Raw genomic sequence first — 26,145 nt, 5'->3', positions numbered from 1 at the left:
TGCTATAGACGAATCCCAAGCAACGCGTTGACAGCGCGTGACACGACGCCAGGGGCGCCTGGGTCTTCGTCGTTCCCGGCAAGGGTGGCGTACGCCCAAGCGTCAACGGCGTCCAGTGCGCGCGGCGCGTCGAGGTCGTTACTGAGCGCTTCACGCATCGCTGCTAGCGTCGCGCCAGGGTGAGGCCCGCCGTTGGTGGACATAGCCTGGAGCCACAACTGGTGCCGTTTGATCCCTGCGTCGAGCACATCGGAGGTCCATTCCCACTCGTCGCGGTAGTGGTTTGCCAGGATCGCAAGGCGGATAGCCATGGGGTCGACTCCTTCCTGGCGAAGGCGGGACACAAACACAAGATTCCCTTTGGATTTGCTCATCTTTTCACCCTGATAGGCGATCAGCCCGGCGTGTGCGTGGACGCTGGCTCCCGCATCTTGCCCAAAAAGCGCTCGAGCGTGCGCGGAGGACATTTCATGGTGGGGGAAGATGAGGTCGGACCCGCCACCTTGGACAGTGCATGATCGTCCAATGCCACAGTGAGCGATGGTCGTACATTCAATGTGCCAGCCGGGCCTGCCCCACCCAAGATCATCGCCGTCCCACCCAGGTTCCCCCTCACGTTGCGCTTTCCACATGATGGGGTCAATCGGATTTTTCTTCCCTGGTGTGGCGGGGTCGCCACCACGGTCAGTGAAGAGACGCACACGTTCCTCAGAGGTGTAGCCACTGATGCTGCCAAAATCAGGGTCGCTGGTCACATCGGCATAAATGTCGTACGCGGGTGAGTGGACGGGGCGCTCCTGAGCGGGAACGGGTACTCGATAAGCGCGCCCAGATTCGAGCAGGTGGCGGGTTGCGGAGATCACCATGGGCACGGATTCCACCGCACTGAGGTAGGTGTGAGGTGGCAGGACACCCAGAGCGCTCATGTCATCAAAGAACAAGGTGATTTGAGAGGTTGCTAATTCTGTCCAGTCCACACCCGTGGCGGTGGCCCGCTCAAGTAGCGGGTCATCAACATCCGTCACGTTGGAGGTATACACCACACGTTGACCAGCGTCGAGCCAGGCGCGATACAACAGGTCAAACGCGATGTAAGTGGCAGCGTGTCCGATGTGTGTGGCGTCGTAGGGCGTAATTCCACACACATACATGGAACTCTCCCCCACCCCGGGGCGAACTGTCTCAACCAACTGCCCACTGCTGGTATCCATCACACGCACTGAAGTCAGTGCACCAGGGATGGAGGGGACTTGAGGGGCTGGCCAAGTGATCACGCGACGACTCCCATCGGCTGAAGAATTCCCGCCAACAAGAACACCACAACGGCGGCGGCAAGGACGAGACGGTAAAGAACAAATGGTTTATAGGAGAACGTGGACACGATCCTCAAGAACGCAATGATGACAAGGTATCCCACGAAGAACGACACAAGGGTTGCAACAAGTGTGGCAAACGCCCCAGGCGCTCCTGGGACAGGATCAGCTGCCGCTGCTTTGGCCAGTTTGTAAAAACCTGACCCCAGGACAGCGGGAATAGCGAGAAGAAAAGAGTAGCGGGCCGCGGCCTCACGCGTGTACCCCATCAGCAGCCCAGCTGTGATTGTGCCCCCCGACCGTGATACACCAGGGATGAGGGCCATGGCCTGCGCAAAACCAAACAACACTGCATGCTTGGGAGTGAGTTCGTTCAGGGTGCGCTCATGCTGACCGTACTTGTCGGCGAGACCCAGAAAAATACCGAAGACAGCGAGCATGAGTGCGGTGATGTACAGGTTGCGAAATGAGGTATCAATCCAGTCTTCAAGTAGCAACCCCAACACCACAATGGGGATAGACCCCAACCCGATGTACCACCCCATTGCCGCATCATGATCGTGAGCGCCCATCCGCGAGCGCCAGTCTGTTCCGTGGTCTCCTCGTATGGAGAGCCACCATTGGATGCAGATGCGTTTGATGTCGCGGCGGAAGTAGAGCAGGACTGCTGCTTCGGTTCCGATTTGGGTGATGGCGGTGAAGGCGGCTCCTGGGTCGTTGGAGCCGATGAGTTCTCCGAAGATTCTCAGGTGTGCTGATGAGGAGACGGGGAGGAATTCTGTGAGGGCTTGGATCAGGCCCATCACGACTGCTTCGAAGAAATTCACGCTCGTTACATTACCTCGAAGTGTTGGGGCATGGAAAAAGCCCTCGCCGTGGTGGGGTGAGGACTGTGTGTGGGGGTGGTGTTAGTCGTCGTTCTCGTCGTCGAGGTCGTCGTCATCCTCATCGTCGTCGTCGAGGTCGTCGTCATCCTCATCGTCGTCGTCGTCGAGGTCGTCGTCTTCGTCGATGGTGGAGAAGGGAAGGAGTTCACCGTATGTGATGGCGAGGGACTCGTCGTAGATGTCGAAGGCGTCTTCGAGGACGTCGTAGGCGTCGTCGACGAGTTGGTCGTTGGGTCCGCGCCGTTGGGAGACGGCGTCATAGTGTGCTTCGAGTGCAGCGATGAAGCGGTCGAGGGCGGCACGCGGATGAACGGTCATGACCTAACGTTATCGCCGTTGGCGTGGAATTGCACGAGGTTTGGAAGTTTTGGGTTGTGAGGTTGTCGGTTGGTGTTAGCACTGTTGGAGGAGGCGGGTGAGGACGTTGACTCCGAAGTGGAGGGCGGAGATGGGGACGCGTTCGTCGACTCCGTGGAACATGGCGGGAAAGTCGAGGGTGTCGGGGAGTTGGAGGGGGGCGAATCCGTAGCCGGTGATTCCGAGTTCGGCCAGGGATTTATTGTCGGTTCCGCCGGAGAGCATGTAGGGCAGGACGGTGGCGTTGGGGTCGTAGTGGGTGAGGGCGTTGGACATGTGGTCAACGAGGCTGGAGTTGTGGGGTGATTCGACGGCTCGGGCAATGAGTATGGGGTCGATGGTGATGTGGGGTCCGGCGAGTTCTTTGAGGGTGTCGAGTCCGGCTTTTTCGTGGCCGGGGAGGAATCGGGCGTCGATGACGGCGGTGGCGGTTCGTGGGATGACGTTGGCTTTGTATCCGGCGGTGAGTTGGGTGGGGTTGGCGGTGTTGCGGATGGTGGGGGCCACGAATTTGGCGGTGGGGCCTAGTGCGGTGATCAGGGTGTCGATGGTGTGGGGGTCGTTGGGGTCGTAAGGCAGTCCGGTGAGGTCGGCGACTCCGGCGAGGAGGGCGTTGAGGGTGGGGGTGATGTGGTACTGCCAGTTGTGATTGGCGATGCGCGTGAGGGCGTTGGCGAGGTGGGTGACGGCGTTGTCGGTGATGGTTTGGGATCCGTGGCCGGCTGTTCCGTGGGCGATGAGTTGGAGCCAGCCGAGGGATTTTTCTGCCGTTTGGAGGAGGTAGGCGCGGTGTCCGTTGATTGTGGTGGAGTAGCCGCCGACTTCTGATAGTGCTTCGGTGGCGCCTTCGAAGAGGTCGGGGCGGTGGGTGACGGACCAGTGGGCTCCGTATTCTCCGCCTGCTTCTTCGTCGGCAAACATTGCGATGATGAGGTCGCGTGGTGGTGTGATGTTGTGGCGGGTGAGGTCGCGGGTGACGGCGAGGATCATGGCGACCATGTCTTTCATGTCTACTGCGCCGCGTCCCCAGAGCATGTCGTCGATGATTTCTCCGGCGAATGGGGGGACGGTCCATTCGTCTGCTTGGGCGGGGACGACGTCAAGGTGTCCGTGGACGACGAGAGCTGGGCGGGTGGGGTCGGCTCCTGGGATGCGTGTGACGACGTTGGTGCGTCCTGGTGACGATTCGTAGAGTTCGGCGTCGAGTCCGACTTCTGTGAGGAGTTCCATGACGTATTCGCCGGCTTGTCGTTCGCCCCGTGCTTGGTTGTGACCGAAGTTTGAGGTGTCGATGCGCAGGAGGTTTTGGCAGATTGTGACGACTTCGGTGAGGGCTTGGGGGCTGGCTTCCATCATGTGGGTCATTGTCTCATGATGGGTGGTTGTTGTGACGGCGAAGCGCAGGGCACCGTGTTGTGGTGCCCTGCGCGGGGTTGGTGGTTGGGGGTTAGTTGTTGTCGAGTAGTCCGCGTCTGGTCAGGAGGGGTTCGCGGTGTGCGTCACGCCCGCGGAAGGTGCGGTATGTGCTCAGGCAGTTGGCGCTTCCGCCTGGTGCGAGCAGTGTGGTGCGGAAGTGGTCGCCATTGGCGCGTGTTGCTCCACCGTTGTCGTGGAACCATTGGACGGTGTCAGCGTCGAGGACTTCTGACCAAATGTAGGAGTAGTATCCGGCGGAGTATCCGCCGGCGAAAATGTGGTTGAAGTATGTGGAACGGTAGCGTGGTGGCACCAGGTCTAGTTGTATTCCAGCGGCGGTGAGGGCCGCGTGTTCAAATGCTTCAACGTCGGCTGGGTTGGTGGGCAGTTCGTGGGGTTGTCGTTGGTGCCAGGCTTGGTCAAGGATGGCGGCGGCGAGGTATTCGGTGGTGGCGAATCCTTCGTTGAATTGTCGGGTGGCGATGAGGGTGTCGATCCATTGTTGGGGTAGTGGTTCGCCGGTGTGGTAGTGCACGGCGTAGTTGTGGAGGAGTTCGGGGTCCCAGGCCCACATTTCGTTGACTTGTGAGGGGAATTCGACGAAGTCGCGGGGCACTTGGGTACCTGAGTGGGAGGGGTAGTGTGATTGGGCGAATAGGCCGTGCAGTGCGTGCCCAAATTCGTGGAAGAGGGTGATGACTTCATCCCAGGTGAGCAAGGTGGGTTGCCCGGCCGGTGGCGGTGTGATGTTGAGGTTGTTGACGACAACGGGGTGGTGGTTCAGGAGGAAGGATTGTTCAACAAGGTTGTTCATCCAGGCCCCGCCGCGTTTGGTGTCGCGGGTGTACCAGTCGGCGAGGAACAGTCCTAGGGGTGACCCATCGGCGTTGTGTACTTCGTAGACCACGACATCGTTGTGGTAGCCCTTAAGGTCGTCGCGTTGGTGGAAGGTGATGCCGTAAAGCCGTGTGGCAGCAGCGAATACACCGTGGTGGACCACCCGGTGAAGTTCGAGGTAGGGGCGTAGTGCTGCGTCGTCAAGTTGGTAGTCGCGTGCTCTGACTTTTTCGCTGAGGTAGGTCCAGTCCCAGGGTTGGAGGTGTGCGGTGTCGTCGTGGAGTTCGTCGCGTAACGCCTGCGTGAGCACCTCAGCTTCGCGGCGGGCGTTGCGCACAGCGGGGGCAACGAGACTTGTCAGCATGTCGTTGATCGCTGGTGTTGTGCCGGCAGTTGAGTCTTCTGCCACGTACGCTGCCCAGTGCTCGTAGCCTAAGAGTTGGGCGATCTCGGCGCGTACTCGCACCAGGTCAAGCAAGATCTGGCGGGTGTCGTGTTCCCCGCCTAGTCCCCTGTTGACCGATGCGCGGTGGATTTTTTCCCGTAACGTGCGGGAGGCCACGTGGGCGAGGATGGGCTGCACGGTTGGTAGTTGTAGTTCCAGGAGCCACCCTTGGTCGTGTCCACGTTCGCGTGCAGCAGCGGCCGCACTTGCACGCACGTCGTCGGGCACTCCTTGAAGTTCTGTTTCGTTGGTCACCAGGATCGCTGCGGCGTTGGTTCCTGCGAGCAGTGTGCGCCCAAAAGCTGATTCTAGGGTGCTTGCTTGCTCGTTGAGGGTGCGCAGTTGTTGTTTCTTGTCGTCACTGAGTTCCACGCCGGCTCGCACAAAGTCTCTGAGGGTTGTGGACAGCAGGTAGCGTGCTTCGGTATCGGCGCTGGTGTGGTGTTCAGTTCCGTGCGTAGCATCGTTGTGACGCAAAATTTCTTCCAATGACCGTAACCGGGAGTACAGAGCGTCATTGAGGTAGATGTCGTCGTGGTGTGCTGACAGCACTGGGGCGAGGCGTTCGTCGAGGTCATCGAGTTCTTCGTTGGTGTTGGATGACAGTTCGTTGTCGAACACGCTCATCACACGGGAAAGGAGTTGCCCGCTGGTTTCAAACGCGTCGAGGGTATTGGACACGGTTGGTGGGTCATTCTGCGCAACGATGGCGTCAATTTCTGCGAGTTCTGCAGCGATGCCCGCTCTGATCGCTGGTTCGTAGTCAGCGGTGGTCAACGCAGCGAAGTTGGGTAACGCAAAAGGGAGGGAGGAATCGGTGGCGAATGGCGAATCAAGGTCGTTGATGTGTGCGCTCATGTCCCCCATTGTTACCCACACCTGGACGTAACCTACAGCACACTGTTCAGATTCGACAGGAACCCTACTGGTCGTGCTAGATTGTTAACCGCGCCGCGATCCCAATGATCGCAGGTCACCTGTCCGGGTGGCGGAATGGCAGACGCGCTAGCTTGAGGTGCTAGTGCCCGTATTAGGGCGTGGGGGTTCAAGTCCCCCTCCGGACACCACGATGGTCACAAGCATCGTTAATCCTTGTGAAGTGTAAGTCACCTGTCCGGGTGGCGGAATGGCAGACGCGCTAGCTTGAGGTGCTAGTGCCCGTATTAGGGCGTGGGGGTTCAAGTCCCCCTCCGGACACCATATTGTTCAGGCCGGTTCTCAGTGAACCGGCCTTTATGCTGTTCACCCTCAACGTTGGTCACGTTTTCACCTCAACATGTGACTGACACAACACAATGGCGTGTTCGTGACTTAGGCTGTTCACAGCGCACACATGTGTCCGACAAAGGAATGGTCCGCCGCTGATGAACGACACTGGTTTCACCAGGCACACCCGTTGGGATACCGCAACAAGCGTCCTTCGCTACCTGCGCACGCATGACACAGGGGGAACACGAAGTGACATCATGAATCACCTGGCCTTGTCATCGTCCACCATGACAGACACGTGCGCGAAACTCCGTGACCTCAATCTGATTTTTGAGCAGTCCGTTCACTCGCAACGACGCGGACGCCCCTCGTTGATGGTGCGCCCCCACCCCAGGGGGCCAGTTGTAGCACTCATTGATGTCAGCCACACCCATTGGCGGCTCGCGTTCGCCCACATTGACGGGATCCCTCACATTCACCGGGTCGAATCGATCCCCCCGTCACGCACGATTTTCCTTCGTTCACTGACCGACGTGCTCACTAACGCACACAATGAACTGGGCTCCCGGCTCGTGTGTGTTGTTGTCTCCATGCGTTCTACAATCACCGAAAACACACACACACAACCAGTATTCCTGGGCTGGGATCACCTCGACTTCACTGACCTTGTCACCCAGCTCGCTCCCCTGCCAGTGATGATCGAAAATAACGCCACCTTGTCCGCACTGGCCGAATACCACCACCGGCGAGGAGCCGCACACGGATATCGCGGGGTCCTTCTCATCGACATCACCTCGTCCATCGGTGGCGCTTTCATCTCTCACGGTTCAGTCGTGTCTGGGGCCACCGGGTCAGGTGGCGAATACGGTCACCTGCCCATGGGAGACCCCACCATCCAATGTCGTTGCGGCGCCTACGGGTGCTGGTCAACTGTCACCGACGGGTACGCTCTTGCTCGCTCTCTGGGCGACCCGCCACCGGTGGACCCAGAAGAATACGTGCACACCATCTCTGATGAATGTTTACTTGATCCCGAAGGGGTGTACGCAACAGTCAGGGACATCACCGCACACGGTCCCTTGCAAACCCGCACCCTCACCTCAGCGCGCACCAACCTCGGTCAAGGACTCGCCACGATCGCCCAAGGGCTTGGACGAGGCCTTGCAGGACTGACCAACGCACTGGCACCAGACGTCATTGTGATGAGCGGACATGCACTGACCGTGCGCCGGCTCGCGTCACGCGCATTTACTCAGGCGTTCGACAACGCGCTGATGGATGTCCGCCGCACGAGAGCCCCAGCGATCGCTTCCGCTGTGTTTGGTTCAGAAGGTTACCTTCGAGGTGGGGCTATTCTCGCGTTGGACACCGTGATTACACCCGCGTATCTTGATGCTCGTTCCCACCACTAAACTCAGTCACCACCGCATCAGAAAACGGCGGCCACTCGTGGATCGCCCACTGCCCAAAGGCGCGGTCAGTCAACGCCACACACGCCAATTGGCGGTCCGGGTCCACCCACAAGAAGGTTCCTGACTGCCCAAAATGACCAAACGTTCGTGCGGAGTTCAACGAACCAGTCCAATGCGGGGACTTCGACCCCTTGACCTCAAACCCCAAGCCCCAAGGGTTGGGGGTTTGCCGCCCAAAACCAGGCAGAAGGCCAGCGACATCAGGGAACTGAGTGGTACGGGCTGCAGCAAGAGTAGCGGGCCGTAACACCGTGGGCACAAGAAGTTCGTGAGCAAACCGGGCTAAATCCGCGACCGTGGACTGTGCACCTGCCGCCGGCGACCCACTCACATCGGTGTGGGTCATTCCCAATGGCTGGAGCACAACATCGCGCACATAGCTGGGAAAATCTTGGCCCACATGCTGAGCCACCACATCAGCAAGCACCTCAAAACCCGTATTGGAATACATGCGCCGCTCCCCCGGCGCCCCACGGGTGGCATCAGTATCAAACTCATACCCAGCGGTGTGCGCAAGCACATGCCGCACTGTACTTCCTGGGGGGCCTGCCACAGTCGTTAAAGTGAGCGCACCGTCTTGCAACGCCACAAGCACTGCCACACTCGTCAACAGCTTAGTGACCGACGCCAACTCAAAGACCATCTCTTGCGGCCCCCAGGTGTCCACCACGCCATCAGGAGTGATCACAGCTGCCGCTGCATGTGGCACCGGCCACCCTGTTATCTGTTGCACAGCTGACACGACACTGTCCTTCCCTCGTCTATTGACACATCTACCACCAGGGCAAGCACGTCTTCGTGGTGGAGTTACCGGGCCCGGCGCGGAACATATTCGCTTGTCGAAGCGCGCGTAGGCTCCTTGGCCGTGTTCACGTTTCGTCCCGCGCGTCGTCCCCCTTCACGCGGAACAGCGTTGGTCTCTGCTGTTTGCGCGCGTAACGTCAACGACTCGTGGGCTCTTTCTAAGGACCGCAGCGCCACCGACAACAGCCCTTGGGCTGCACTTGGCATGGGCCCAAGCGGTGAGGGTAACTCCCCCAAATCCATGCCCCGGTGTTCCGCGATCGCATGCACAGTACGGATCCCACCATACTGACCAAAAATGACGGTCAGTGGGGTTAACGCCTTCTGCAACGACCGGGCATACTCTGCAGCGCTCTCATCGTCCCGGCCTGCCATCGCTGCGCCCGCAATCTCATGAGTGAGCTCAGGCATGATCCCCGCGAGCGCGGAATGCCAGGTGTGGGCGTTGTTGAGGAGGATGTCGGCGCCTTTGTCTTCACCGGAGAAACCAAAGTCGAGGGTGGTGTGGGTGGTGTGGCGGGTGATGAGGTTGATGCGGTGGGTGATGTCGCTGGGGTTGGCTGCGCGGTCTTTGAATCCGCCGATGTTGGGAAGGTGAGCGAGGTCGGCCAGTTGCAGGGCGCTGAAGTGGTGTTGGGTGGTGCGTGGGTTGTTGTAAATCCAGATGGGGATGGGGGTGATGTCGGTGATGGTGGCGTACAGGGTGTGGATTTCGGTGTCGAGGAGTGGGTGGTAGGCCATGGGTTGCAGGAGGGCTGCGGTGGCTCCTGCGTGGTAGGCGTCTTCGAGGTTGGCGAGGACTTCGGCGGTGTTCAGTGCGCCGATGCCTGCGATGAGTGGGGTGTTGGTGTCTGTGGTGACCTCAGCTGCGGCTTGGATGGTTTTTTTGCGCATGGCTCGGGGCATGTAGGGGGCGCCTCCCACGGAGCCGAGGACCGCGATGGAGTGGGCGCCGTGGCGGGTGGCGCGGGTGGTGAGGCGTTGGAGGACGTCAACGTTGAGTCGTCCTTGGGGGTTGCGCGGCGTGGGCAGGTAGGCCGCTACGGGTCCGAGCACGGGCATCTGTCCAGACTGTTGGTGGGCGGGTGGGGGTCAGCGGAAGTCTCGTGAGGTGCTGGCCACTCCTAGGTTGAGGGGTGAGATGTGTTCTGCGAGGAGATTGGTTGCCCCATCTGCGTGCTCTACTCTACCGCGAACAATGAGGGCTTGGGCAGTGCGTACGGTGGTGCGGTGTCTGTTCCAGATGGTGATGGGGCAGATGACGTTGATGATGCCGGTTTCGTCTTCAAGGGAGAGGAAGGTGATGCCGTGGGCTGTTGGGGGGCGTTGGCGGTGAGTGACGATGCCAGCGGTGGTGACGCGTCTGTTGGGTTCGTGGGTGTTGACTTGATGGGCGGTGAGGATGCCTTGTGCGGTGAGGTGGGGGCGGATGAGTTGGGTGGGGTAGGTGTTGGGGGTGATGCGGGTGGACCAGTAGTCGGCGTGGGCGGTGTCGTGGGCGGTCATGGGGGGCAGGGCTGGTATGTGGTGGGGGGTGAGGCCGGGCAGGGTGTGGGGGGTATTTTTGCTGGCAGTTGCGGCAGCCCAGATGCCTTGTCTGGGTGTGATTCCCAGGGTGCGTAGGGCTCCCGCGGCGGCGAGGGCTTCGAGTTGAGTGGTGGTGAGTTCGGCACGGTAGGCAAGGTCGTTGATGTCGGTGAAAGCGGTGGTGGTGCGGGCGGTGATGATGCGTTGTGCGATGGTGGGTGTGATGGTGTGGATGTCGGTCAGTCCGAGTTGGATGGCGTGGGTGGTGGGCAGGGGCACGTAGCGTGCTGAGGCGGGTGTGTGGAATGTGTGGGGGTTGTGTTGTGGTGGGTGTGGTTGGGGGGTGTTGGGGGTGGGATGGGCGGTGATGGTGGATGTGGCGATGCAGGGGCGGTGGATGGTCAGGCCGTGGCGCCGGGCGTCGTTCATGAGGGATTGTGGGCTGTAGAAACCCATGGGTTGTGCGGCAAGGAGTGCACTGTAGAAGGCTGCGGGGTGGTGGCGTTTGAGGTAAGCGCTGGCGTAGACGATGTGTGCGAAGGAGAAGGCGTGGGATTCGGGGAATCCGAAGTCGGCGAAGGCTTTGAGGCGTTCGTAGATTTCTGTGCTGGCGTGTGGGGGGATCCCGCGTTGGGCCATGCCGTCAAGGAGGCGGGTACGCAGCGCTTCCATGCGGGCGGTGGAGCGTTTGGATCCCATGGCGCGTCGTAGTTGGTCAGATTCTGCGGGGGTGAACCCGGCGGCGTCAATGGCGATCTGCATGAGTTGTTCTTGGAATAAGGGGATGCCGAGGGTTTTTTCCAGGGCGGGTTTGAGCAGGGGGTGGGGGTAGGTCACTGGTTCGCGTCCTTGGCGGCGACGGAGGTAGGGGTGGACGGAGCCGCCTTGGATGGGGCCGGGGCGGATGAGGGCGACTTCAATGACGATGTCGTAGAAGCAGGTGGGTTTGAGTCGGGGCAGGGTGGAGATTTGGGCGCGGGATTCGACTTGGAATACACCGACAGTGTCGGCTGCTTGGAGGAGTTCGTATACGCCGGGATCTTCTGGGGGCAGGGTGTATAGGCCCAGTGCGGTGTTGGTGGTGGCTGCAACATGGTCAAAAGCGATGCGCAGTGCGGTGAGCATCCCCAAGCCGAGGAGGTCGAATTTGACGAGTCCTGCATCCGCGCAGTCTTCTTTGTCCCATTGCAGGACGGTTCGACCGGGGGTTGTCCCCCATTCCACGGGACACACGTGGGTGACGGGGCGATCACACAGGACCATTCCTCCGGAATGGATACCTAAATGTCTGGGAAGGTTGTGAAGAAGCGATGCGGTGTCACGCACGGCAGGTGGGAGGTCGGCGCGTCCATCATGAGGGGTGGGTGGCTGTGTGGTGGGGGCGGGCAGGTCTGAGGTGTGATCTGGTGTGGTTGGGGTTCCTGGGGGTGTGTCGGGGCGAAAGGAACGATCAATGGTTTTGCTCCATGCGTTGACTTGCCCGATGGGGTACCCCAACACTCGGGCTGCGTCACGCACAGCGAGACGGGGACGGTAGGTGATGACTGTGGCGACCTGGGCCGCATGATGGCGACCGTACCGGGTGTACACGTGTTGGATGACTTCTTCGCGGCGACCCGATTCGATGTCAATGTCGATGTCTGGTGGTCCATCACGTTCTGGGGCAAGGAACCGTTCAAACAGTAACCCGTGGCGGACAGCGTCCACAGCGGTGATGCCCAGTGCGTAGCAGACAGCGGAGTTCGCCGCTGATCCTCGCCCTTGGGCAAGAATGTTGTGGGTGGAACAAAACTCCATGATGTCGTGAACGATGAGGAAGTACCCGGCGAATCCTAAACTCGTGATGATGGAAAGTTCATGGTCAATGTGCTGCCACGCAGCATGGTTGGTGTCCCTGGTGCCATACACACGGCGGGCTTTGTTATCAGTCAGGTGACGCAACCACGTGGATTCGTCGTGTCCGGCGGGAACCGGGTAGGGCGGTAACCGTGGGGCAACCACATCGAAGTCAAACGCGAGCTCATCAGCAAGACGGGCAGCGGCATCAACACTGTGGGGGCGCCTAGCGTGCAGGCGCACCATGTCACGTGCTGACCGTAGGTGTGCGGTGGGTGAAGCTAACCGCCATGGGTCGTTGTCTGCCAGGGTTCTTCCTGCACCCAATGCTGACAGCACCTCAGCACGCCGGTGGTCACGAGGGTGCGCATAGTGGGCGTTGGTGGAGGCAATCAGCGCGATCTTCGCCTCTTGGGCTACACGCTCTACCGCATCGCCTAACGCATCGTCGTAGGCGGTCCCCCGCCGCACCCAATCAATGACCAGGTTTTGTCGCCCAAACCTCTGCGCGAGGTCATGGGCCACCTCTAACGCTGCGTCATGTCCCTGACGCTGTAGCGCGCGAAGAATCGGGCTCTTTCGACACCCTGCGAGAATCACCCACTGGTCATCACCCTGATCAGCCAATGACGTGTATGTGTGGTGGGTGCGCCCTTTGGCGCCACCTGCCAAGTGCGCCAAAGACAATGCATGCGATAACGCCCGATACCCGCGCGGGTCGCGAGCCAACACCACCAGATGGTCCGCTTGCGGGTCACGATGCCCAGCAACGGGTTCAGGCGCATCAGCTGGCGTGACACTCACCTCCGCGCCAAAAACAGTGCGCACACCCGTGTCTTTCGCTGCAGTTGCTACCTGCACCGCACTGTACAACCCGTTGTGTTCCGTCAACGCCAACGCCGATAACCCTAACCGTTCAGCTTCAGCAACAAACTCGGCCGGGCTTGAGGCCCCATCAAGGAAACTGTAGGTGGAATGAGCATGTAACTCCGCGTACCGAGGACTACTCATAAGTCCCCTCCCACCACCAGGTGCGCCCGCGGAGAACCACCATAATGGGCGGATGAGAATCACTCATTAACTGCAGGTAAGCCTGCGACTCCCCTGGCGAATCAAAGGACGATGACATGGCCCACCAGGCAGGAGAAAGCACCCATGGACCTGACCACTGAGTGACCGTATGATCCCCCACTCCCCCACTGACGTGTTCAGTGCCTGGAAGAGGAACACCTGCAGTGCACCACCGGTAGGGCGGAGACACCAATGCCCCGAGATCATCTACTCTCACCTCACGTCCTGCCGGGTCACGCACCCACACCTTCACCGGCTCCCCCGTCACTGACGGGGCAGGAGCAGGAAGACGCCCTGGCCACGGCAACTCCTCAACACCTGCGAGCGCGCTCACGTGGGTGTGTGGCGCACCGCCATGGGTTGTTGTGACCTCCTGATCCCAGGGAACGTAGGTCACTCGGTCGGCGGGGGTTCGTCCTCCTGTGATGCGAGGGACAACAACACCATCAGGTCCAACCAGGGAACTGAGGCGTTCCACGAGGCGCCGGGTGTGGTCGTTGTCTGTGTTGTCTGCCCCCCAGAGTGTGGGGTGGTGGTGTCCGGCGGGGATCACTCGAACTGCGGTGAGTTCCACCATGTCAAGCGGTCCCACCTTTGGGGTATGCGGGCAGATCGCCGATGCGCTGAGCCACCCATCGCACTGCCAGCGCACCCGTTGTGTGATGGCGTGTTCGCTCAGTGCTCCCACCATGGTGGGGTCTGCACGCCAGGTGCGGGTCAGTATCCGTTCATTTGTGCGGGCAGATACCCGGAGTTCGTAGGCGCTCAATCCTTGTTTCACGAGTTGTTCCCGTAACTGGCTGGCCAACTGTTTGGCGTAGAACGCGGCGGTATCTGCCCGGTGGAGGGGTTCGTCAAATGTGGAGGAGACCGTGATATCTGGTTCGTTACGGTCCTGGCTGACCAGTGGTTCTTCCCGTCCGATGGCGATGTGGTATGCCCACATGCCGCGTGCACCAAATCGGGTGGCTATATCGGTGGGTGGCAACGAGGCGAGGTCTGCGTAGGTGTGCAGACCAAGTTTTGCCCACAACGCGAGCAGGTCAGTGAGTTCAGGGTCGGGGGTGGGGGCAGTGGTGGTGTAACGCAGGGTGTGTAAGGGGTGGGTCTGGATAAAGGGCAAAGATTCATCGGGGGTGAGGATGCGCCCGCGCCGAGCGGCGAGGATAGCGGGCAGGGTGCCGTTAGCGATGCCCGCCCAGGGGTCTATCCCGGTGGTGTCAGTGATCGCATCAGTGACGGCAGCGAGGAAGGTTGGCGGGTCAGGGTAGTGGCGTAGCGCACCGTCAATGGGGGCAAGAGTGAGGCCGGGGCGCAGCACGGTCAGGTGGGCAAGGAAAGAGTCAAGGACCTGGGCGATGCGTTCGTGTTCGCGGGCAAGGATGTCGGTGGGTGGTGTGGGGAGGCAGGTGAGGGTGGGCAGAGTTTCTTGGGCGTGACGCAGAGCCATGGTGGTGCGCACACCCGCTGCGCGGGCGAAGGCAGAGGCGGCAGTGATACGAGTGCCGGACACGGTGATCGCTGGTGTGTGGGGTGGCAGGTGGGCAAGGGCGAGCGCAACGATGACAGGCCAGTCAGGCACCCATAGTGCCAGAGTGCGCGAGGGTGAGGTGGGGGTGGTTGATGACATGGGGTGGGGTGTTTCGTGCAGCTGGGGTGGGGGTGGTGGTGAAGCGTCCGTGAGCGAGGTGAAGGACGGCTGTGTGTTCTGTTGTTCTGGTGGCGGCATGGACGTACCAGCTCGCGTCGGTGAGGTGGTAGCGCCCTTGTTCTGGGCCGCGCCATGTGGGTGCGCGCGCCTTCATGATGATGGGGGCGTGAGCGTGGGGGTTGGTGGTCACAAGGACATGACCGCGTTCGCGTAGTCGGGCGGTGAGTGCGCGGTGCTCTGATGGGGAAAGAACCGCCTGAGGGCCAAGGATTGTGATGTGGGCACTGTCAATGCAGGCTGCTGCAATGGTGGGAGTGTGCCGGGCTGGTTGAGTCACAATGATGAGATTGTGGGTGGCAACCCCCAGGTCGTGGGCGGCCACCATGCTGAGGTGGGAGGCTCCAATGATGGCGATGCGCGCGTTGTTGTGGCTCGCCGCAATCAGGAGCGCCAGGGTGATGCTCGCGGCTCCTGTGACGCGGTGGATTGCGCCTGGGTGAAGGTGGGTGCCCACGAGCGGGTGGAAGGCATCGATGAGGGCGTAGTGCGGGTCGGGGGCAAGAGGTTGGGGGGTGTGTGTGGTGATCCCATGGCGGGTTTCGGCGGTGCGTAAGATCGTGCGGGCAAGGGCAAGCCGGGCTGTCGCGCTCATGGGGTCCTCCTCACCGGTGTCGCTGTGGGGGTGGTGAGGGTTAAGAACCTACCACCATATTCGAACGTGTGTTCGAATATGGTTTGAGGATACCGCCGTCAGACCAGCAATGCACACATGCTGTTCACAGGCCTGATGTGCAGCGGACTGTCCGTGACGCACAAGTATCGGGGTGTAGGGTGTGGTCGTGATCATTCGTCGTGCCCACCTCAGCGACTGCGCACGTCTTGTCGAGGTTGCTGCCGCCACGTTCCCGTTAGCGTGTCCACCAGGAACCCCACGGGCAGATATTGACGCGTTCATTGCTGACCAATTAGGGACTCCCTCTTTCACTGACTATCTGACCAGGGACGACGCCCACATTGTGGTGTGCGCTGCCGGCATTCGCGTTGTCGGGTACTCCCTTGTCCTGACGAAACACGCCGGTGCCCCTGACCCCAGTTTTGGGGTTCAAGGGCACCAAACAGGGTATGTGAGTAAGTTCTACCTTTCACCATCACTGCATGGGACCGGAACTGCGAAGCGCCTTATGGCCGCTACCGTGAGCAATGCACGCGGTCACGGCGCTGACAGTCTGTGGCTCGCGGTCAATCAACACAACGTGCGGGCACATCAGTTTTATCTGCGGTGCGGCTTCACACCGGTAGGCACCAAAACAATGCAGGTCGGGCACGGACTTCACTGCGACCACGTGATGCAATACCACCCCACCACCGAACCCGGTCTCTAAAAAGACACCACCGAGGACAGCGCCCCTGTGCCCTCATCATCGTCACCGCGTGGGACTGCACGCCGATACGGGGCCGCAAAAAAGTCATGCTCCCACCACGCAGAAGCAATAAACGCATCACGCATCCGCTGGGTGGTGCCCGCATCAGCGCGCGCAGCGGCCGTCGTCACCACATCGATCACAGCGGCCGTGGCAGCCGCAAAGTCCTCATCATGGTAGGTGGCCAGCCAGGTCGCGTACGGGTGCTCGCTCGTCCAATACCGCTGATATAAACGCATACCAATGTCCTGGTACAGCCAATAGCACGGCAGTAACGCAGCAATAAGCCCTTCATAGTCGCCGCGTGCCGCATACGACAGAAAATGGTTCACATATCCATGCGTCACCTGCGAGGTGACGACTGGTTGCTCCATCTGCGCATGCGCAAGCCACGTGTGATGCATTCCCGCTTCCACATGAATGGCGCTATGCGCCCCGCGCGCCCACAACTCCTGCTCCTCACGGGTGGGAGCAAGAGTCGACGCCATCGCAAGCGCCCGCGAATACTCCCGCAAATACGCGGAATCTTGGTGCACATACCACCCAAAAACCTCAGGCGGCAGTGTTCCATTTCCTAGGCGCTGAACAAATTCCAGTTCATCAATGGCATGACGAATCCCCATGATGTCTGCCCACCACTGGGAAGCCACATCCTGGGCATCACCGTGATCCCCCGCCCGAGCAAACACATCATGGGCAGCCCACATGTGATCAAGAGGACCATGACCGGTCCCCACTGCCATCCGATCCCCCGCCCGAATCGCCTGGGTAAGCCACACCTTCGCCCGGCGCACCGCCTCCGGCAGGTCATATCCACGCCCTAACAATGTGGCAATCGCCGACGACAACGAACACCCTGTGCCATGCGTGGACGTCGTGTTCACCCGTTGCGCATGCACCCACACTGCCTCACACTGCCCACCAGGGCCTGGGGCACCGATCAACACATCACTGGCGGTGTCACCCACACGATGCCCCCCTTTCGCAAGCACAGCGACCCCGAACTTGTGCGCCACCAGCCGCGCCTGATGTTCTAACTCCTCATCACTAACCGCATGCGCCATCCCTGACAACACCGCTAACTCAGGAATGTTCGGGGTGATCAGTGTCGCTAACGGCAACAGCTCCCATAGCGCTTCGCGTGCTACCCCAGTCACAAGCTCATCCCCTGAGGTGGCCACCATGACAGGATCCACCACCAAAGGAACGGTGAGGTGCCGCGCGAACTCGCACACTTCCCGGCTCACAGCAGGGTCCCCCAACATCCCCACTTTCACCGCAGCCGGTGCCGTGTCACTGGCCACTGCCGCCAACTGGTCGGCAACCAGAGAGGAAGACACCGACTCAAAGCAACGAACACCCACTGTGTTTTGGGCAACCACCGCGGTGACAACACTCAGGGCATACCCCCCACACGCTGTGATCGTTTTGATGTCTGCTTGTACCCCTGCCCCACCTGTTGGGTCAGTCCCTGCAATAGTCAGTACCCGAATAGGTGACCATGATGCTGTCATTGTGAGCCCCCTGCTGTTGTTGTGTGTCCTTCTTGTTTGCCAACCCCGACGGGCGTCCCATCCCAGGCGCTCCGAAACTGTGCCGCAGCTGCGACCGCGTCACGGGCACCACACACCGCAGACGACACCGCCACACCTGCAGCACCTACCGCCCGAACAGCTGGCACATCAGCCACCGTAATCCCACCGATCACCACAGTCGGGACGGTCGCTAATTCAATGCGCTGGGCCACCGCTTCAAGCCCTAACGGGGCAGGAGCATCAGCTTTTGTTCCGGTTGCATGCAACGCACCCAACCCGATGTAAGACACTGCTGCCCAATCGTGGCTAGCGCTCCTGATTTCCTCTTTCCGTGATGCGCTCACTCCAATCAGTGCGTGCTGCCCCACCAACCGGCGCACCACGCTCACCGGCAGGTCACGCTGGCCCACATGAACCCCAGCAACCGCCATCGTGTCCATCCGTGCCGCAAGGAACAGATCCACCCGGTCGTTGACCAGGACGGGGACTTGCCCATCGACAACTGCGCACACGTGCGCAATCAGTGAGTAAAACTCTCGGTCATCAGCGTTTTTGGCCCGCACTTGAATCATGGTGGCGCCACCCGCAACCGCGTCCGCAACCGTCTGGGTCACGCTCCTACCCGCAGCTGCGCAATGACTCTCATCCAGCACCACACACACCCGTAATACCTCATTCAAGGCCCAGGTTGTCGGGGGTACTGTTCGTGGTTGGGTCGTCATGAGATGATCGCCTCCGCCACAATGGCATCCCCCGTCACGGTGGCAAGCTCATCAAGGAACGCCACCTGAAAGGACCCTGGTCCGTGTGCTTTGTCGGCAGCTCGTTGTGCGGCAATCGTGTACACCATGTGCGCCCCGGTGACCGCAAGAAGCGGGGTGTCGTGCACAGCCAAGAACGCGGCAGTCACTGCACCTAAAGCACACCCACCCCCGGTGATGGTAGTCAAAAACCGGTGACCATTACCTAAATAAATATCGCGGTCACCGTCTGTAATGAAATCAGTGGGACCAGACACGGCGACAACACCACCAGTACTGTGGGCAAGAGTGCGGGCCGCGTGTTGTGCGTCCGCCACACTATGCGTGGCGTCGGTGCCTCGCCCCCCGCTTCCCGCGCCCGCTAGCGCCATAATTTCCGATGCGTTCCCCCGGATCGCTGTGGGATGTTCGCCTCGTAGTTGGTCGGCAAGGGCCGTGCGGATCGGAAGTATGCCCACTGCCACCGGGTCAAGAACCCACGGCGTACCGTGAGTGCGGGCCACCTGGACGGCCTCGAGCATCGCGTCACGGTGTGCGGCGTGCGGGGTACCCAGGTTGATGAGGATCGCATCGGCCACCGAAGCAAACGGGCCTGCTTCACCGGGTAAATCCACCATGGCAGGTGTTGCTCCCACCGCCAGCAGAGCGTTGGCAGTAAATCCAGTGACGACCGAGTTGGTCAGACAGTGCACAAGTGGCGTGGTGGCTCGCACCCTATCCAGGAGCTCCACCGCTGTGTGCGCGATTGTTGAGGGATGATAAAGAGTGTGTGAAAGCGCGTCAAACATCCGCGACATTCCCTTCGCTAGTACGAACTAGATCAGGTTCAACGGGTGTGATCTCAGCCCCAATGGGGGCACCCCGTGTCCGTGCTGTTTACTGTACTCCCTTTTCTCACCCCTGGTGAACTGCACGTTCACTTCTTGGGATGGAAGCTGGAGCGTTACCGGGTTGCGTAAAAGACCAGAGCGCTTGTTGCGGCAACGTTGAGGGAATCCACGTCGCCCGCCATCGGAATAGTGACAACCCGGGACACGGTCGCGAGCGTGCGGTCGCTCAGGCCGTGTCCTTCATTTCCAAATAAGAACGCAACCTTGTCGTGGTTTTCTGCGTTGAATTGGTCCAACGTGATCGCATTGTCGCTCAAAGCGAGTGCAGCGGTGGTGTAGTGCGCTTCATGGAGCAGATCAAGTACCTCGATAAGGTTGTTCGCCCTGGTCCAGGGCACTTGGAATACAGTGCCCATGGACACTCGAATCGCACGCCGGTACAGCGGGTCAGCGCTGGTGTGGTTGACGATTATCCCGTCCACGCCAAGCGCCGCACAGGACCGGATGATTGCCCCAAGGTTTGTGTGGTCAATGATGCCATCCAGCACAGCAATACGAGAACGTGCTGATTGACCGTCGATTCCCAACGCATTGGGTTGGTGGGTCCTCGTAATCCTTGTCATGAAGTCGTCAAGTGAAGGAAGAGCCGGGCGGTGCATGGAAGCCAGCGCGCCACGGTGAACATTGAAACCAGTGAGTTCTTCTAACAACCCGGGGGCTCCCACATAGGCGGGAATGTTCGGGAACTGATCCATCAGTGGTGTCATCTGCTCCACCCACTTGGGTGACATGAGGAAGGACCGAGGAGCGTGCCCAGCTGTGATAGCCCGAGAGATCACAGTCGCTGATTCTGCGATATACACACCTCGTTCTGGTTCAAAGCGGGATCGTAACCTCATGTCAGTGAGGTTGGTGTATTCCTCGAGGCGGGGGTCAGTGGTGGACGTGATGGGTTCAAGCACGCAGCCTATTGTTCCTTATTGACGGGAGAACAAGCGAACGGGTGACCAATGCTGGTCACCCGTTCGTGGTGTGCTGACCTGTCAGCCTCGATGCGTGCTCGACAGTGTATTACTGCTGAGGTGCGGGAGGCGCCGGTGGTTGCTGGCCTTGATCTGGACTTTGCGGGGGTGTGACTGGCCGTGGTGCTGGTGGCGCAAAGTTTTGACCGGTGCCATTGTTCGGTGCCTCGTCAGGGTTTTGCCCCACCGTGCTGCGCGGGTTAGCGGGACGCCCAGAGCGGGTGCCTGCCGTGGTGGCATCTGCGCGGGCAGCTTCTGCTTGACGGCGAGCTTCTTCCAACGCTTCAGTTGGGTCGGTAAGCCCGAACCCCTTTTCGAGGCGTTCGCGGCGTGCTCGGCGCCCTTCAGCATCTTTCGTGCCGGCAAATGCTTGCGGGTCCACCGGTTCTGGGGCGGTTCCACCAAACCCGGAGGCGATCCCGTTGAGAGCTGTGGTGAACTCGGCTGGCACAATCCACATCTTCGACGAGGAACCGTTGGCGATTTCTGGCAGTTTCTGCAGGTATTGGTAGGCCAGAAGCTTGGGGTCAGCGTCACCTTCGTGGATCGCGTCAAACACCTGAAGGATGGCACGTGCTTCACCTTCAGCACGCAAAATCGCGGACTGTGCTTCACCTTCAGCACGCAAAATCGCAGCCTGTTTTTCACCTTCAGCGGTGAGGATTTGTGACTGTTTCACACCTTCAGCGGTGAGGATCGCCGCGCGGCGGTCACGCTCAGCGCGCATCTGTTGTTCCATGGAACCTTGAACAGATGCCGGTGGGTCAATTGCTTTGAGTTCCACGCGGTTCACGCGAATACCCCAGCGTCCGGTTGCCTCGTCAAGGACGCCACGAAGTTGTCCGTTGATCTGGTCACGGGAAGTCAGAGTTTGTTCCAGGTCCATGGAACCAATGACGTTACGAAGGGTGGTCACCGTGAGCTGTTCAATCGCAGTGATGTAGTTCGCGATCTCGTAGACGGCGGACTTGGGGTCAGTGACCTGGAAGTAGATCACCGAGTCGATGGAGACAACAAGGTTGTCAGAGGTAATAACCGGCTGTGGCGGAAAGGACACAACCTGTTCACGCAAGTCCACGCCAGCGCGGACACGGTCCACAAAGGGGACCAAGAAGTGAAGACCCGCGTCCATCGTCCGGTGGTAGCGTCCCAGGCGTTCCACAATGAGTGCAACGGTTTGAGGGACGATCCGCACGGCCTTGAACAGCACCGTGATAACGAGGATCGCGAGCGCGATGAGACCAATAATTGCCAGTTCCATGTGCTCTGCTTTCTATCGTGGTGGGGGTGGGGAAAGAAGGGGTTAAGCCAGTGGCTCAACGATCGCTGTTGCCCCATCAATGGCAACAACCGTGACTGTGGTGTGTGGGGGTACTTGCCCAGTTGCGGTGCGTGCGCTCCAGACCTCGCCGTGGAACTTGACGCGTCCGCTGGTCATAGTGACGTCGGTGAGGGTTTGTGCTGCCTTCCCCACGTAGGAGTGCACGTTTGTTTCGCTGAGTGTGTCGCGCCCCCGGAACCGTTCGAGCATCCATCTGCGCGCTGTTCCTAAGAGCAGTAGTGACACAACTGCCCATATGAGCCCTTGAACAAGGAGGTTGTCCACACCTAACCCAGAGGCGAGGGCGGCAGCCAATGCACCGCCTGCGATCATGAGCAACACCAGGTCGAGGGTGAGCATTTCGACAACGACGAGCACGATGGCCACAATGAGCCAAATCCACCAGTCCATGTTCGCCTCCATATGTCTGTGCAGGATGTGGTGGTTGTGGGCCGCCAGCTGTGGCGTGAGGTCACAACCGTTGTGTTCCCTGCGTTTTTGAATGTTTCTTGAGTGACTAATCTACGTCACTTTACCCAGGGGGTACATCATCTTTTTGGTTATCCACAGGCATGGAGGTGGGGACTGCTCCCACTGTGTTGATCAGGCGTGGTGACCGTTCTTGCGTTGTCCAGGTGTCGCCACGGCGGTGTACCGGTTACCGGTCCTGGTGACGGTGAGCGGAGTACCGAAAGCCTGTGTGAGGTTCTCGCTGGTCAAGGTGTCTTCCAGGGGGCCTGCTGCGTGAATGTGTCCGTCTTTGAGCAGCAGCAAATGGGTGAACCCAGGAGGGATTTCTTCAACGTGGTGAGTGACCAGGATCAGCACTGGTGAGAGTTCGTGGGCGGCAAGCTCGCTGAGCGCGGCAATGAGTTCTTCACGTCCTGCAACGTCGAGTCCTGCGGCAGGTTCGTCAAGGAGGAGGAGTTCGGGGTCCGCCATGAGGGAACGGGCAATCAACGTACGTTTACGTTCACCTTCTGACAATGTCCCAAAGGTGCGTTGCGCCAGGTGGTCAACGTGGAACGCTGCCATGAGGTCATGTGCACGTTCGGTGTCTAGGTCATCGTATTCTTCACGCCAACGTCCGGTGACTCCGTAGGCTGCGGTGAGGACCGCATCGATGACTGTTTCCTCGGTAGGAATGTGTTCAGCAAGTGCTGCGGTGGCCAGGCCAATGCGGGGGCGCAGTTCGAACACATCCACTGACCCGAGTTGTTCGCCAAGGATGGTGGTTGTTCCTTGGGTGGGATGCATGCGGGCGGATGCGAGTTGGATGAGTGTTGTTTTCCCTGCCCCGTTGTGGCCAAGGACAATCCAGCGTTCGTTGTCTTTGACCTGCCAGGTGACATCGTCAATGATGTTTTTCTCTGCGCGGCGGACAGTGACGTTGTGCAGTTCAAGAACCGTGGTCATGGTTCTCACTCTATCGGCCGACGTGGTGTTTTGGTGTGATTGTGAGCGGCGGTTACGGTGTGTGATGTGATCTTTGGTTCTGAGGGTGCAGTGGTAGTTCCCCGGTCGGTGTCGTTGGCTTTATGGTTGCCGCGGGTGTGTGCGGCCCCCGCACGGATGGGTGATGCGTTGCGCGGTGTGGTGGGTGACGATGAGCCGCATCAAGTACGTGGGTTGGTTTCAGGGTCGTTAGCGCAGGTTCTGACAGGGTGGGCGCATCGGGTTGCTGCATGTGTGGCGGTGTGCCCGGTTCCGGGGGATGTATCGAGCGTGCCGGCGTCGATTGCTCCTCATGCCACGGAGGCTGGGGAGGCTGTGCTGGTTCGGCTTGCTGGCCCCTCCCCTGCCAACGTTGCCTTGATTCCGCAGGTGGAACAGTTTGGCTCGGCTATTGAACCAGGGTGGTCGGTGGTGTGGGATGCGGTTGACGTGCCGGAGGGGTGGGAACTGCAGGTGATGGGTGCGTGCGGGTCTATTGCTGATGCGGACCGTCAGTTGCGGGCGGGGATGCACGAGGTGACTGAGGCGTTGCTGACTCTTGATGTGGCGCGCAGTGCCCCGTGGTTTGCCGATGTGGTGGACACGTTGCGTGACCCAGTTGACCTGTCATTGGTGGTGCCGCCGGATATATCTGCCAGGGTGGTCAGCGTGTTGGAGCGTGCCGCCCGGTTGCGGACAGTGGTCGATGTGGCCACGCGCGATGAGGGGGGCGCGGTGTCTGCGTCTGCGGCGGCGTCTCGGCGAGCGGTGTTACGGACGTTGGATGAGCGGGCTCGAAGGGCAATGGAAGCGGCGACGTTGTTATCGCCGCTTGCTATGGGGTAGGTGGTGTGCTTGTGAGTTGTGGTTCTGGTGGGTGTGGGTGGGTGGCTTTTAGTCCGATGGTGCACCCCACAATGAGGGCTAGCGCGAGGATTTTTGCCGTGGTCAGTAGTTCGGTGCCGGTTGTTACGGCGTAACCGACGGTGAGGACTGCGCCAAGTCCTGTCCACACGGCGTAGGCAGTTCCCACAGGGATGCGCAGCATACCCAATGACAGACCGATCATTGACGCAGGTGCAGTCAGGGCAAAGAGAAGGGTTGGTCCCAGGTGGGTGAATCCTTGTGATGCGCCCAGTGCAGTAGCCCAGGTCGCTTCGAGGGCTGCAGAAAGCAGGAGAACCGCCCAGGCTGCGTTGTCGGTGAGGTGTTCACGAACGTGGGTGATGACACGGCGTGGGGTAGGGGTAGTGGTCATGATGAGGCCACCTTTAACCCCACCACACCGGCGACGATTCCCAGGAGGAGTAGGGCTCTGACCCAGGTCAGGGTTTCGCTGCGTCGTATCACGGCGACAACAACCGTGAGGACTGTACCAATACCCACCCAGATCGCGTAGGCGGTTCCGGTGGGGATGGCAGTCATGGCGTAGGCAAGTCCTGCGGTGGAGGCAAGGACAGAGACAATGAAGACGAGCGTGGCGCGGCGGTGGCGTAGACCGTCGCTATCTGCGAGCGCTGTCGCCCAGAGCGCTTCGAGTGTCCCGGAGATGACAAGAATGATCCAGTGCATGGTGGTGTCCTGTGAGCCAGTCTTTGCGCGTCGCCGGGTACTGGCTCCCCTCGTCCGGGGAACGTGGTGTGTTCCTGGGGTTGAGGTTAGCAAATCTCACCGGTCGTGGGGTGGTGAGGTTGTTCACCGCCCCACCGTGGTGTCACGGTGGGGCGGAACATGGTTGGGCGGGTGTGCCTAGTGTGCACCGATGACCTGTGTGTACAGGTCCATGGTGCGTTCGGCGATCGCTTCCCAGGAGAAGTGTTGCTCAACTCGGGTGCGCGCGGCGCTTCCCATACGTGTTGCTGCGGCTGGGTCGTCAAGCACTGTGGTTAGGGCCTGGGCCAAGTCGCGAACAAAGGTCTCGGGGTCCAAGGGGGTCCCAGTGCCGTCATGGAGTTGTTCGAGGGGAACGAGGTATCCGGTTTCTCCATCGACGATCACCTCGGGGATTCCACCGGTTGCGGACCCCACAACGGGTAGTCCAACAGCCATGGCTTCGAGGTTAACGATGCCTAAAGGTTCGTAAATGCTGGGGCACACAAAGACGCTGGCGGCGTTGAGGACGGTGATGAGTTCGTGGCGGGGCAGCATGTCTTCGATCCAGATGACACCGTTTCTCGTGCGGGAGAGTTCGGCGACTGCGCTGGAGACCTCAGCTGCAATGTCCGGGGTATCGGGTGCCCCTGCGCAGAGGATGATTTGCACGTCGTCTGGCAGGTGTCTGACTGCTTGGAGGAGGTAGGGCAGACCTTTTTGGCGGGTGATGCGTCCCACAAAAACGACACCAGGTTGTGTGGGGTTGATCTTGTACCGTTCGAGAACATCGGTTTCTGATTGTTGTTCTGGGGTGGGTGGGGCCCAGGAGTTCACGTCAATGCCGTTGTGGATGACATGGACTTTGTCAGGGTCCACGTCAGGGTAAGAACGCAGGATGTCGTTGCGCATCCCTGCTGACACCGCGATGATGGCGTCTGCTGCTTCGTAAGCGGTTTTTTCAATCCAGCTTGACAGGGCGTACCCTCCACCGAGTTGTTCTGCTTTCCAGGGGCGCAGCGGTTCGAGGGAGTGGGCGGAAACAATATGTGGGATCCCGTGGAGTAGGGACGCGATGTGCCCGGCAAAATTGGTGTACCAGGTGTGGGAGTGGACGAGGTCGGCGCCAGCTGTCCCTGCGGCGATGGCAAGATCCACCCCCATGGTGGCTAGGGCCGGGTTGGCTGCTCGCAGGTGTTCGGGGGTGTGATAGCCGGTGACACCGTCGAACTCGTCTCCTGTTCTGGGGCCATCAAAGCAGTGAACACGCACATCAGCGTGTTGTCTCAGGACGCGGGACAGTTCCGCAACGTGGACACCAGCCCCTCCGTAGATGTGGGGCGGAAATTCTCTGGTCAACAAGTCGATTCGCACACCAACACGCTACCGCTTTTCCTGCAGAATTG

General features: G+C 60.1%; 23 protein-coding genes, 2 tRNA genes and 2 riboswitches. Of the genes, 5 read left to right on the top strand and 20 right to left on the bottom strand.

Going from position 1 to position 26,145, the window contains the following annotated elements; translation table 11 throughout:
* Positions 1–2: 2 nt before the first annotated feature.
* The 5 genes from mshC to JDEN_RS06005 all read right to left on the bottom strand — a co-directional run bounded on the left by mshC (position 3) and on the right by JDEN_RS06005 (position 6,122).
* Entirely contained in the window at positions 3–1,274 is a 1,272-nt protein-coding gene (gene mshC / locus JDEN_RS06025) for a cysteine--1-D-myo-inosityl 2-amino-2-deoxy-alpha-D-glucopyranoside ligase (protein ID WP_015771479.1), read from the bottom strand.
* Positions 1,271–2,140 carry an undecaprenyl-diphosphatase UppP gene (gene uppP / locus JDEN_RS06020; protein ID WP_015771478.1) on the bottom strand — a complete coding sequence of 290 codons (870 nt, stop codon included), beginning with the start codon at positions 2,138–2,140 and terminating at the stop codon, positions 1,271–1,273. The genes mshC and uppP overlap by 4 nt, the downstream gene beginning before the upstream one ends.
* 81 nt (positions 2,141–2,221) lie before the next feature.
* A complete protein-coding gene (locus tag JDEN_RS13950) occupies positions 2,222–2,518 on the bottom strand; it encodes a hypothetical protein (protein WP_015771477.1) in 297 nt (98 codons plus the stop codon).
* Positions 2,519–2,593: 75 nt separating this feature from the next.
* Positions 2,594–3,913: a M20/M25/M40 family metallo-hydrolase gene (locus JDEN_RS06010; RefSeq protein ID WP_015771476.1), complete on the bottom strand. Its 1,320-nt coding sequence runs from the start codon at positions 3,911–3,913 to the stop codon at positions 2,594–2,596.
* Positions 3,914–4,004: 91 nt separating this feature from the next.
* Positions 4,005–6,122: a M3 family metallopeptidase gene (locus JDEN_RS06005; RefSeq protein ID WP_015771475.1), complete on the bottom strand. Its 2,118-nt coding sequence runs from the start codon at positions 6,120–6,122 to the stop codon at positions 4,005–4,007.
* A gap of 112 nt (positions 6,123–6,234) precedes the next feature.
* Here JDEN_RS06005 and JDEN_RS06000 point away from each other — a divergent pair.
* The 3 genes from JDEN_RS06000 to JDEN_RS05990 all read left to right on the top strand — a co-directional run bounded on the left by JDEN_RS06000 (position 6,235) and on the right by JDEN_RS05990 (position 7,876).
* Positions 6,235–6,322, top strand: a tRNA-Leu gene (locus JDEN_RS06000).
* Positions 6,323–6,367: 45 nt separating this feature from the next.
* A tRNA-Leu gene (locus JDEN_RS05995) sits at positions 6,368–6,455 on the top strand.
* Between the two features lie 266 nt (positions 6,456–6,721).
* Entirely contained in the window at positions 6,722–7,876 is a 1,155-nt protein-coding gene (locus tag JDEN_RS05990) for an ROK family protein (protein ID WP_192940854.1), read from the top strand.
* Here the strand turns inward: JDEN_RS05990 and JDEN_RS05985 are convergent.
* The 5 genes from JDEN_RS05985 to JDEN_RS13810 form a co-directional block, all read right to left on the bottom strand.
* Complete coding sequence (locus JDEN_RS05985) at positions 7,839–8,678, bottom strand: serine hydrolase domain-containing protein (protein WP_015771473.1); 840 nt, start codon at positions 8,676–8,678, stop codon at positions 7,839–7,841. The genes JDEN_RS05990 and JDEN_RS05985 overlap by 38 nt on opposite strands.
* Before the next feature lie 65 nt (positions 8,679–8,743).
* Positions 8,744–9,802, bottom strand: coding sequence for a dihydrodipicolinate synthase family protein (locus tag JDEN_RS05980; protein WP_049754438.1), 1,059 nt, complete (start codon positions 9,800–9,802; stop codon positions 8,744–8,746).
* A gap of 30 nt (positions 9,803–9,832) precedes the next feature.
* Positions 9,833–13,114, bottom strand: coding sequence for an error-prone DNA polymerase (locus JDEN_RS05975; protein ID WP_015771471.1), 3,282 nt, complete (start codon positions 13,112–13,114; stop codon positions 9,833–9,835).
* Positions 13,107–14,804 carry a DNA polymerase Y family protein gene (locus JDEN_RS05970; protein ID WP_049754437.1) on the bottom strand — a complete coding sequence of 566 codons (1,698 nt, stop codon included), beginning with the start codon at positions 14,802–14,804 and terminating at the stop codon, positions 13,107–13,109. Before JDEN_RS05970 ends, JDEN_RS05975 begins: the two co-directional genes overlap by 8 nt.
* Positions 14,749–15,477, bottom strand: coding sequence for a hypothetical protein (locus tag JDEN_RS13810; protein WP_015771469.1), 729 nt, complete (start codon positions 15,475–15,477; stop codon positions 14,749–14,751). Before JDEN_RS13810 ends, JDEN_RS05970 begins: the two co-directional genes overlap by 56 nt.
* A 187-nt stretch (positions 15,478–15,664) precedes the next feature.
* Here JDEN_RS13810 and JDEN_RS05960 point away from each other — a divergent pair, with 187 nt between their 5' ends.
* The gene (locus JDEN_RS05960; protein ID WP_015771468.1) at positions 15,665–16,207 is read left to right on the top strand and encodes a GNAT family N-acetyltransferase; all 543 of its coding nucleotides are present in this window, start codon (positions 15,665–15,667) and stop codon (positions 16,205–16,207) included.
* On the opposite strand, the gene thiD is transcribed toward JDEN_RS05960, so the two are convergent.
* The 7 genes from thiD to JDEN_RS05925 form a co-directional block, all read right to left on the bottom strand.
* Positions 16,204–17,760: a bifunctional hydroxymethylpyrimidine kinase/phosphomethylpyrimidine kinase gene (gene thiD / locus JDEN_RS05955; RefSeq protein ID WP_015771467.1), complete on the bottom strand. Its 1,557-nt coding sequence runs from the start codon at positions 17,758–17,760 to the stop codon at positions 16,204–16,206. The genes JDEN_RS05960 and thiD overlap by 4 nt on opposite strands.
* Positions 17,757–18,503, bottom strand: coding sequence for a thiamine phosphate synthase (gene thiE, locus JDEN_RS05950; RefSeq protein ID WP_015771466.1), 747 nt, complete (start codon positions 18,501–18,503; stop codon positions 17,757–17,759). Before thiE ends, thiD begins: the two co-directional genes overlap by 4 nt.
* Positions 18,500–19,330 (bottom strand): hydroxyethylthiazole kinase, encoded by an 831-nt coding sequence (gene thiM / locus JDEN_RS05945; RefSeq protein WP_083775124.1) that lies wholly within the window; start codon positions 19,328–19,330, stop codon positions 18,500–18,502. The genes thiE and thiM overlap by 4 nt, the downstream gene beginning before the upstream one ends.
* A riboswitch (TPP riboswitch) is annotated at positions 19,322–19,416 on the bottom strand. It overlaps the preceding gene by 9 nt.
* A gap of 69 nt (positions 19,417–19,485) precedes the next feature.
* On the bottom strand, positions 19,486–20,334 hold the full coding sequence (locus JDEN_RS05940) for a TrmH family RNA methyltransferase (protein WP_015771464.1): 849 nt from the start codon (positions 20,332–20,334) through the stop codon (positions 19,486–19,488).
* A 109-nt stretch (positions 20,335–20,443) separates the two neighbouring features.
* Positions 20,444–21,655, bottom strand: a complete 1,212-nt coding sequence (locus JDEN_RS05935; RefSeq protein WP_015771463.1) for an SPFH domain-containing protein — start codon at positions 21,653–21,655, stop codon at positions 20,444–20,446.
* Between the two features lie 42 nt (positions 21,656–21,697).
* A complete protein-coding gene (locus JDEN_RS05930) occupies positions 21,698–22,126 on the bottom strand; it encodes an NfeD family protein (protein ID WP_015771462.1) in 429 nt (142 codons plus the stop codon).
* A 192-nt stretch (positions 22,127–22,318) separates the two neighbouring features.
* Positions 22,319–23,131, bottom strand: a complete 813-nt coding sequence (locus JDEN_RS05925) for an ABC transporter ATP-binding protein (RefSeq protein WP_015771461.1) — start codon at positions 23,129–23,131, stop codon at positions 22,319–22,321.
* A 66-nt stretch (positions 23,132–23,197) separates the two neighbouring features.
* Between JDEN_RS05925 and JDEN_RS05920 the strand changes: the two genes are divergently transcribed.
* Positions 23,198–23,995 (top strand): hypothetical protein, encoded by a 798-nt coding sequence (locus JDEN_RS05920; protein ID WP_049754436.1) that lies wholly within the window; start codon positions 23,198–23,200, stop codon positions 23,993–23,995.
* Here JDEN_RS05920 and JDEN_RS05915 read toward each other — a convergent pair.
* The 3 genes from JDEN_RS05915 to glgA form a co-directional block, all read right to left on the bottom strand.
* A complete protein-coding gene (locus JDEN_RS05915; protein ID WP_015771459.1) occupies positions 23,985–24,407 on the bottom strand; it encodes a DMT family transporter in 423 nt (140 codons plus the stop codon). The genes JDEN_RS05920 and JDEN_RS05915 overlap by 11 nt on opposite strands.
* Entirely contained in the window at positions 24,404–24,721 is a 318-nt protein-coding gene (locus JDEN_RS05910) for a DMT family transporter (protein WP_015771458.1), read from the bottom strand. The genes JDEN_RS05915 and JDEN_RS05910 overlap by 4 nt, the downstream gene beginning before the upstream one ends.
* 10 nt (positions 24,722–24,731) lie before the next feature.
* Positions 24,732–24,800, bottom strand: a riboswitch (guanidine-III (ykkC-III) riboswitch).
* 98 nt (positions 24,801–24,898) lie between these two features.
* On the bottom strand, positions 24,899–26,113 hold the full coding sequence (gene glgA / locus JDEN_RS05900) for a glycogen synthase (protein ID WP_015771457.1): 1,215 nt from the start codon (positions 26,111–26,113) through the stop codon (positions 24,899–24,901).
* Positions 26,114–26,145: the final 32 nt, after the last annotated feature.

The sequence above is a fragment of the Jonesia denitrificans DSM 20603 genome (assembly GCF_000024065.1).
Classification (GTDB): Bacteria; Actinomycetota; Actinomycetes; order Actinomycetales; family Cellulomonadaceae; genus Jonesia; species Jonesia denitrificans.
This window is presented reverse-complemented; position numbering and strand designations above follow the sequence as displayed.